Origin of the sequence: Roseateles sp. (assembly GCF_046300915.1) — a bacterium.
In the GTDB taxonomy this organism is placed as follows: domain Bacteria; phylum Pseudomonadota; class Gammaproteobacteria; order Burkholderiales; family Burkholderiaceae_C; genus Kinneretia.
Genome location: NZ_JBKCLH010000239.1, coordinates 26022 through 33816, shown reverse-complemented (window position 1 = coordinate 33816; position 7795 = coordinate 26022). Strand labels below are relative to the sequence as shown.

Sequence of the window (7795 nt, the reverse complement as noted above, 5' to 3'; positions counted from 1 at the left end):
CTTTCATCACCACATCGGCGATCAGGAAGCGGTCCTGGAAGACCTGGCCCTGGAAGTCCAGGCCCAGCATGCGGCGGGTGTCGCTGCCCGCGCCGTCGCAGGCCAGCAGGTAGTCGGCCTGGATCTCGAAGCGGCCGTCGGGCGTCTCGACCTGGAGCGCGATCCCGTCGGCGCCCTGCTCCAGCGCTACCAGCTTGTGCTTCCAGTTCAGCGAGATCAGGGGCTGGGCCTCGCAGGCGGCCACCAGGGCTTCCTCCAGGTGGTACTGCTGGAGGTTGATCATGGCCGGCATGCGGTGATGGGCCTGGGGCAGCAGGTCGAACTGGTAGGCCAGCTCGCTGCGATGGAAGACCTTGCCCACCTGCCAGCGCACGCCCTGATCGGCCAGGCGTTCACCCAGCGGCAAGCCCAGGCCTTGACCCAGTCGCTGCCACACCTCCAGCGTGCGCTTGGCATAGCAGACGGCGCGCGAGCCCTGGCTGACGCTGTTGTTGTCGTCCAGCAGCAGCACCGGCAGGCCGCGGGCGGCACAGTCCAGGGCGGCCGTCAGGCCCACCGGGCCGGCACCGATGATGACGACCGGGTGGCGCTCCACCCTGCCCTCGCGCTGGGCGGCGCGCTGGCGGTAGGCGTACTCGGGAAAGCTGTAGGTCTTGAGCACCGCGCTTGTCTCCTTGTGTTCTTGTCGGGGCGCAGCGGCGCTCAGGCCGGATGGAATTCCTTCTCGTGCATCCAGGCGGCCTGCTTGGGCGCGCGCTTGGTGCGGCTCCACTCCTCCAGCATCTCCCACTTGCAGGCGTCGAGCTTGGCGTACATCTCGGGTGTGCCCACATCGGCGGCCAGCTCGACGCGGTGGCCGTTGGGATCGAAGAAGTAGATGCTCTTGAAGATGGTGTGGTCGGTCACGCCGATCACCGCTATGCCGGCGGCCTCCAGCTCGGCCTTCTTGGCCTCCAGCTCGGCCACGCTACCCACCTTGAAGGCGATGTGCTGCACCCAGGCGGGGGTGTTCTCGTCGCGCCCCATGGGTTTGGCGGTGGGCAGCTCGAAAAAGGCCAGCACATTGCCCTGGCCCGCATCCAGAAAGAGGTGCATATAGGGGTCGTCGGCCTTGGTGGAAGGCACCTTGTCCTCGGCGATGGCCAGCACAAAGTCCATGCCCAGATGCTTTTGATACCACTCGACCGTGGTCTTGGCATCGAGGCAGCGGTAGGCCACGTGGTGAATGCGTTCGATCTTCATGGGGGCGTCCTTTACTTCACGTCTTCCAGCGCTTTCCACATCTCGATATCGCGCTCGGCGGTCCAGATGCGGGGGTCGGGGTACTGCGTGGCCTCGTCATAGGCGCGGGTCACGTCAAAAGGCATGCAATGGGCAAAGATCACCCACTGTCCGTACTTGGGCGCCAGGGCGTCAAAGGTCTCGCGGTAAACGGTCTTGAGGTCGCGGCCCGCAGCGGCGCCGGCCTTGACGGCGGCATAGAGCTCGGAGACGAAGGCGCGCGTGCCCTCCAGGCCGGCAGCCACCTCGGCCGGGGTCTGCAGGGCGCGGCCGCGGCCGGGCACCAGCTTCTCGGGCTTGAGCGCGGCGATCTTGTCCAGGGTCTGGGGCCAGTCCTGGAAGTAGGCGTCGCCGGCATAGGGCGTGGCGTCGAACTCCACCAGATCGCCGCTGAACAGCACCTTGTCCTGGGGTAGCCAGACCACGGTGTCGCCCTTGGTGTGGCCGCGGCCCAGCTGCAGGATCTGCACCTCGAGCTTGCCCAGCCACAGGGTCATCTTGCCGGTGAAGGTGATGGTGGGCCAGGTCAGGCCGGGAGGCACCGATTCGACATTGCGGAACAGGCGCGGGAAGCGGCCGATCTCGCTGGCCTTGTCCTGCTCGCCGCGCTCGACGATCAAGTCATAGGTGTCCTGGCTGGCGATGATGTGCTCGGGCCGGTAGGCGCTGGCGCCCAGCACCCGCACCGCGTGGTAGTGGCTCAGCAGCACGTACTTGATGGGCTTGTCCGTCACCTGGCGGATGCGGCGGATCACGTCCTCGGCCATGACCGGCGTGGCCTGGGTGTCGATCACCATGACCGCGTCATCGCCGATCACGATGCCGGTGTTGGGATCGCCCTCGGCGGTGTAGGCCCAGGCGTGGGGCGAGAGCTGGTCAAAGCTGACCTGCTTTTCCTCCACATCGGCGTGGGAGGCAAAGGTCTTGGTGCTCGTCGGGGCGGTCTGGCTCATGGCGGCGGCTTCTGTCTCCAAATTTAACTTTAGGCAAATGGATTTGCCTAAGACGAATTTCCGGCTTGATCTTAGTCATCACGTTTGTTAATGTCTAATTGATTGTTTTAAGTAGAAACCCTGATCCATGGACTCTCTCCCAGCGCCCGCCGAGCGCGGCGGCCCGCGCGGCATTCAAAGCATCGAGGTCGGGGGGCAGTTGCTCATCGCCCTGGCCCATCACGGCCGCCCCCTGGCGCTCAAGGATCTGGCGCGAGAGGCCGGCATGCCGCCGGCCAAGGCCCACCCCTATCTGGTGAGCTTCATCAAGCTGGGTCTGGTGGAGCAGGAAGCCGAGGGCGGCCGCTATGGTCTGGGGCCCCTGGCACTGCAGCTGGGCCTGATCAGTCTGCAGCAGTACGACCCGGTACGCCTGGCCACGCCACGCATCGAGGCACTGGCGGCCCAGCTGGGCCATACGGCGGCCATCGCGGTCTGGGGTAATCGCGGTCCCACCATCGTGCGCGTGGCCGAGGCGGCCAGCCCGGTGCATATCAGCATGCGCCACGGCACGGTGATGAGCCTGCCCGGCACCGCCTCGGGGCGGCTCTTCGCGGCATTCAGGCCGCGCGATCAGGTGCTGCCCGTACTGGCTCTGGAGAAGCTGGGGGCCGACTATCTGGATCAGCAGCTGGGGCCACAGCTGAGCCAGATCCGGCAGCAGGGACTGGCCAGTGCGCGTGACGCGGTGGTGGACGGCGTGAGCGCGCTGGCGGCTCCCGTCTTTGACGAACAGGGAAGCATGGTGCTGAGCCTGACCCTGATCGGCCCCAGCGGCAGCCTGGACCTGAGTCCGCTGGGCAGCGAAGCCCAGGCCCTGATGCGCGGCGGCGCCGAGCTCTCAAGACAGCTGGGCTGGCGCCCCGTCTGAGTTGCAGGCCTCGCGGCCCCGCCTCAGGCGTGGCCGACTGCCGGGCTCATGAAACCAGCCAAGCGCAGGCGCTGCAGCTGGCGGGCCTCCTCCTCGGGGGCGAAGAAGCTGGGGTAGAGGCTGCGCAAGCTGCCCGCGGGCCTGAGCGAAGCACGGCCGGCCAGGCTGGCGATCTGACGCTCGGCATGGGCCAGGTCCAGACGCATCAGCACGGCAGGGGCGCCCACACGCGGGCACGCGCGCAGACTGCCGCACAGCTCGAAGCCCAGCATGCGGCGGTAGTAGGCGGCGTGACGGGGGTTCACCTCGATCACCACGCATTGCACCTCGCGCACGCGATAGGCCTGCAGATAGGCGCTGTGAAACAGGCCGGCCAGCAGCGATTCGGACGATTCCTGCCCGCCCAGCAAGGCGAGCTGGGTGAACTCGCAGACGCTGAGACCGCGGGCACGGATCTCGGCCATCTCGGCGGGGAACACCTGATCGGCCTTGAGCCCAGCGGGGCCGTCGAAGCGCACGCCCAGCGTGCCGGCGGTCTCGCCGAACTCGTCTTCGGCATGCAGCACGACCAGATCCGTCTCGGCCTGCTGGGCATCGACCGCATAGCCGCGCTCACGATAACGCTGCTGCAGCAAGACGCTGGCACGCTCGCGCTCCGGCAGGCCCTGGGCCAGTCGAACGGCAAGACCTGCCCCCGGCAAACGCGGTGAACGGTGCAAAGCGGGTGTGAAGAGGTCTTGCTGCATGCGCTTCCTATAAAAGACAAGCTAGGCGGCCTGCAGTCTAGCCCCTCATCTGCGGGATGAGAGCGCAAGAACTGCACCCCTCACACATGACACAAATTGCTTACATATTTGGGCGACTACCGCCCAATCAGACCTCCAGCCACTCCTTGCGCACATAGGCGTTGGCACGCAGATCGGCGGGCGTGCCCTCGAAGACGATGCGGCCATGGCCCATCACATAGCAGCGCTCCGAGATCTCCAGCGCGATGGCCAGCTTCTGTTCCACCAGCAGCACGGCCAGGCCGCGCCGCTTGAGCTCCTTCAGATACTCCGCCACCAGCTCCACGATCTTGGGCGCCAGGCCCTCGGTGGGCTCGTCGATCATGATCAGGTCGGGGTCGCCCATCAGGGTGCGGCACAGGGTAAGCATCTGCTGCTCGCCGCCGGAGAGCACGCCGGCTTCGGTGTGCTGACGCTCCTTGAGGCGGGGGAACATGCGGTACATATCCTCGAAGCTCCAGCGCGGCTTGCGCGCCGGGCGCGACTTCTGGCCCAGCATCAGGTTCTGGTGCACCGTGAGCTTGGGAAAGATGTCGCGGTTCTCCGGCACATAGCCCAGGCCCAGCTGGGCGATCTCGTAGGCCTTGAGGCCCAGCAGCTCGCGCTCGCCAAAGCGCACCGAGCCGCTGCCATCCACCTGGCCCATGATGGTCTTGACCGTGGTGGAGCGGCCCGAGCCGTTGCGGCCCAGCAGGCTGACGATCTCGCCCGGCCGCAGCTCCATGCTCACGCCATGCAGCACATGGCTCTTGCCGTAAAAGGCGTGGACGTTCTCCAGCCTCAGGGTCTTGGCTTGGTCCTGGCTCATGCTGTGTGTGCTCCCGCCGCCTGCTGCTCGGCCAGCACCGAGCCCAGATAGGCCTCCTGAACCCGGGTGTTGGCGCGCACCGCCTCCGGGGTGTCGAAGGCGATCACCTCGCCATAGACCAGGACCGCGATCTTGTCGGCCAGGCCGAAGACCACGCCCATATCGTGCTCCACGGTCAGCAGGGTCTTGCCCTCGGTGACCTCGCGGATCAGCTGGATGAAGCGTTTGGTCTCGCTCTTGCTCATGCCGGCGGTGGGCTCGTCCAGCAGGATCACGCTGGAGCCGCCGGCGATGGTGATGCCGATCTCCAGGGCCCGCGCCTCGGCATAGGTCAGGTTCATGGCCAGCACATCGCGACGCTTGTCCAGGTGCAGCATCTCCAGCAGCTGATCGGCGCGTTCGTTCACGTCGTCCAGATCGGCCAGAAAGCGCCAGAAGGCGTAGCGGTGGCCCATGGACCACAGCAGGGCGCAGCGGATGTTCTCGAAGACCGAGAGCCGGGTGAAGAGGTTGGAGACCTGGAAGCTGCGCGAGAGGCCGCGGCGGTTGATCTCGTAGGGCTTGAGCCCGTCGATGCGCTGGCCCTGCAGGCGGATCTCGCCGCTGCTGGGCGCGAAGCGGCCGCTGATCAGATTGAACAGCGTGCTTTTCCCCGCGCCATTGGGGCCGATGATGGCCACCCGCTCGCCCGGCCGCACCTGCAGCTGGGCCCCACGGATGATCTCGCTCTTGCCGAAGCGCTTGCGCACATCCAGCAGTTCCAGGGCGAACTCGGGCTGGTGGCTCACAGCGACTCCCTCCGCTTGATTTCCTTCTCGATCTCCTCCTGAGTCTGGTCCCACTGGCGCTTGAACTCGCGCCGCACCAGCTCGAACAGCCCCAGGCCCAGCAACAGCAGCAGGCCCGAGCCCAGCCAGGCATCCACGCCATGGGCATTGAGTGTGGCGCCCATGAAGACCAGCTGCGGCCCCAAGGCCTCGTTGAGCTGCAGGTGGTAGATCATCTCGATCATGACCGAGCCGCCCACCAGCATGGCGGCGGCCGCGCCGCCCAGGGCCAGATAGGCCGTCCAGAGCTGGCGCAGCTTGCCAAAGGCCGCCACTCGCAGATTCATCATGATCAGGGCCGCGAAGCCGCCGGGCGCATACATCACCATGAAGAGGAAGATCAGGCCCAGATAGAGCAGCCAGGCCTTGGTCAGCTCGGACAGCAGCACCCCGGCCAGCACCATCAGCACCGCGCCGATGATGGGCCCGAAGAAGAAGGTGGCGCCGCCCAGGAAGGTGAAGAGCAGATAGCTGCCCGAGCGCACCGCGCCCACCACCTCGGCCGTGACGATCTCGAAGTTGATGGCGCCCAGCCCGCCCGCCACCCCGGCGAAGAAGCCCGAGATCATGAAGGCCAGATAGCGCACCCACTGGGTGCTGTAGCCAATGAACTCCACCCGCTCGGGGTTGTCGCGCACCGCATTGAGCATGCGACCCAGGGGCGTGCGTGTGAGCGCGAACAGGGCCGCGGTGCAGACGAAGCAGTAGATGGCGATCAGGTAGTAGACCTGGATCTGCGGGCCGAAGCTGATGCCCATCACCGGCTTGCCCACCACGCGGTTGGCCGAGATGCCGCCCTCCCCGCCGAAGAATTCCGGCAGCATCAGGCTCATGGACCAGATCAGCTCGCCGATGCCCAGCGTGATCATCGCGAAGGGCGTGCCCGCCTTCTTGGTGGACACATAGCCGAACAGCGCCGCGAAGCCGAGCCCTGCCAGGCCGCCCACCAGGGGCACCAGGCTCACCGGCAGGCTGAGCTGGCCGGCCGAGACCTGGTTGAGCGTGTGGATGGCCAAAAAAGAGCCCAGGCCGCTGTAGACCGCGTGGCCAAAGCTCAGCATGCCCCCCTGGCCCAGCAGCACGTTGTAGGCCAGACAGGCGATGATGGCGATGCCCATCTGGCTGAGCATGGTCTGCGAGAGCGAGCTGGTCCAGATCAGCGGGGCCACGCCCAGCGCCAGGGCGAAAAGGCCCCAGACCAGCCAGCGGCCGACGTTGTAGGGCTTGAAGTGGTAATGGGTCTTGGAAACGCTGCGACTCATCTCATTCATCCCGCGTGCCCAGCAGGCCCTTGGGCCGGAAGATCAGGATCAGCACCATCAGCAGATAGGGCAGGATGGGCGCCACCTGGGCCAGGGTCAGCTTCAGCAGGGGGTAGCCGAAGGTGTCCGGGCCCAGCTTGAAGAGGCTGGCCAGGGAGCTGTCCACGGTCAGCGGCAGGGTCTGCAGCAGGCCGATCAGGATGGAGCCCACAAAGGCACCGGCCAGCGAGCCCACCCCACCCACCACCACCACCACGAAGATGATGGAGCCCACGATGGTGGCCATGGCCGGCTCGGTGACAAAGGTGATGCCGCCAATCACCCCGGCCAGGGCCGCCAGCGCGCAACCGCTGCCAAAGACCAGCATGAAGACCCGCGGCACGTTGTGACCCAGGGCCTCCACCATCTCCGGATGGGTGAGCGCGGCCTGTATCACCAGGCCGAGGCGGGTGCGGGTGAGCATCAGCCACAGGGCCAGCAGCATGGCCAGGGCCACCAGCATCACGAAGGCGCGGGTGAGCGGGAACTTGGAGCACAGGGCCGCGCTGCACAGGGCCGGCGCGGCCTCGCCCAGCACCAGGCTCAGACCGCTGGCCGGGCTCTGGATGATGGTGAAGGCCGCCCCTTGCAGGGCAGCCGGCGGGTTGAAGGGCACAGCCACCCGGCCCCAGATCAGCTGCACCAGCTCCAGGATCACATAGGACAGGCCGAAGGTGATGAGCAGCTCCGGCACATGGCCGAAGCGGTGCACCCGGCGCAGCACGCCACGCTCGAACAGGGCGCCCAGCAGGCCCACCGCCACCGGCGCCAGCAGCAAGGCGGGCCAGAAGCCCAGCCAGCCGCTGAAGGTGTAGGCGATATAGGCGCCCAGCATATAGAAGCTGGCATGGGCAAAGTTCAGCACGCCCATCATGCTGAAGATCAGCGTGAGGCCGGAGCTGAGCATGAACAGCAGCAGTCCGGAGGACA

9 protein-coding genes are annotated in these 7795 nt (G+C 66.6%); 1 reads left to right on the top strand and 8 read right to left on the bottom strand.

Annotated features, from left to right (window positions below):
- From ACK5F2_RS18060 to ACK5F2_RS18050, 3 genes are all read right to left on the bottom strand, one after another.
- Window positions 1-661: FAD-dependent oxidoreductase (locus ACK5F2_RS18060; protein WP_409867240.1), on the bottom strand; the 661-nt coding region annotated here is incomplete at its 3' end.
- A gap of 41 nt (window positions 662-702) precedes the next feature.
- Complete coding sequence (locus ACK5F2_RS18055; protein ID WP_409867238.1) at window positions 703-1242, bottom strand: VOC family protein; 540 nt, start codon at window positions 1240-1242, stop codon at window positions 703-705.
- Between the two features lie 11 nt (window positions 1243-1253).
- Window positions 1254-2234: an MBL fold metallo-hydrolase gene (locus ACK5F2_RS18050; RefSeq protein WP_409867236.1), complete on the bottom strand. Its 981-nt coding sequence runs from the start codon at window positions 2232-2234 to the stop codon at window positions 1254-1256.
- Between the two features lie 127 nt (window positions 2235-2361).
- Here ACK5F2_RS18050 and ACK5F2_RS18045 point away from each other — a divergent pair, with 127 nt between their 5' ends.
- Window positions 2362-3144, top strand: a complete 783-nt coding sequence (locus ACK5F2_RS18045; protein WP_409867234.1) for an IclR family transcriptional regulator — start codon at window positions 2362-2364, stop codon at window positions 3142-3144.
- Between the two features lie 23 nt (window positions 3145-3167).
- On the opposite strand, the gene ACK5F2_RS18040 is transcribed toward ACK5F2_RS18045, so the two are convergent.
- The 5 genes from ACK5F2_RS18040 to ACK5F2_RS18020 form a co-directional block, all read right to left on the bottom strand.
- Entirely contained in the window at window positions 3168-3890 is a 723-nt protein-coding gene (locus ACK5F2_RS18040; RefSeq protein ID WP_409867232.1) for an N-acyl amino acid synthase FeeM domain-containing protein, read from the bottom strand.
- Window positions 3891-4017: 127 nt separating this feature from the next.
- Window positions 4018-4737: an ABC transporter ATP-binding protein gene (locus ACK5F2_RS18035; protein WP_409867230.1), complete on the bottom strand. Its 720-nt coding sequence runs from the start codon at window positions 4735-4737 to the stop codon at window positions 4018-4020.
- Window positions 4734-5525: an ABC transporter ATP-binding protein gene (locus ACK5F2_RS18030; RefSeq protein ID WP_409867227.1), complete on the bottom strand. Its 792-nt coding sequence runs from the start codon at window positions 5523-5525 to the stop codon at window positions 4734-4736. Before ACK5F2_RS18030 ends, ACK5F2_RS18035 begins: the two co-directional genes overlap by 4 nt.
- On the bottom strand, window positions 5522-6835 hold the full coding sequence (locus tag ACK5F2_RS18025) for a branched-chain amino acid ABC transporter permease (protein ID WP_409867225.1): 1314 nt from the start codon (window positions 6833-6835) through the stop codon (window positions 5522-5524). The genes ACK5F2_RS18030 and ACK5F2_RS18025 overlap by 4 nt, the downstream gene beginning before the upstream one ends.
- The gene (locus ACK5F2_RS18020; RefSeq protein WP_409867246.1) at window positions 6828-7772 is read right to left on the bottom strand and encodes a branched-chain amino acid ABC transporter permease; all 945 of its coding nucleotides are present in this window, start codon (window positions 7770-7772) and stop codon (window positions 6828-6830) included. Before ACK5F2_RS18020 ends, ACK5F2_RS18025 begins: the two co-directional genes overlap by 8 nt.
- Between the last annotated feature and the right edge of the window lie 23 nt (window positions 7773-7795).

Coding starts and splice junctions, on each gene's coding strand:
- ACK5F2_RS18055 (WP_409867238.1), bottom strand. CDS start 1,242: ATGAAGATCGAACGCATTCACCACGTGGCCTACCGCTGCCTCGATGCC.
- ACK5F2_RS18050 (WP_409867236.1), bottom strand. CDS start 2,234: ATGAGCCAGACCGCCCCGACGAGCACCAAGACCTTTGCCTCCCACGCC.
- ACK5F2_RS18045 (WP_409867234.1), top strand. CDS start 2,362: ATGGACTCTCTCCCAGCGCCCGCCGAGCGCGGCGGCCCGCGCGGCATT.
- ACK5F2_RS18040 (WP_409867232.1), bottom strand. CDS start 3,890: ATGCAGCAAGACCTCTTCACACCCGCTTTGCACCGTTCACCGCGTTTG.
- ACK5F2_RS18035 (WP_409867230.1), bottom strand. CDS start 4,737: ATGAGCCAGGACCAAGCCAAGACCCTGAGGCTGGAGAACGTCCACGCC.
- ACK5F2_RS18025 (WP_409867225.1), bottom strand. CDS start 6,835: ATGAATGAGATGAGTCGCAGCGTTTCCAAGACCCATTACCACTTCAAG.
- ACK5F2_RS18020 (WP_409867246.1), bottom strand. CDS start 7,772: ATGCTCAGCTCCGGCCTCACGCTGATCTTCAGCATGATGGGCGTGCTG.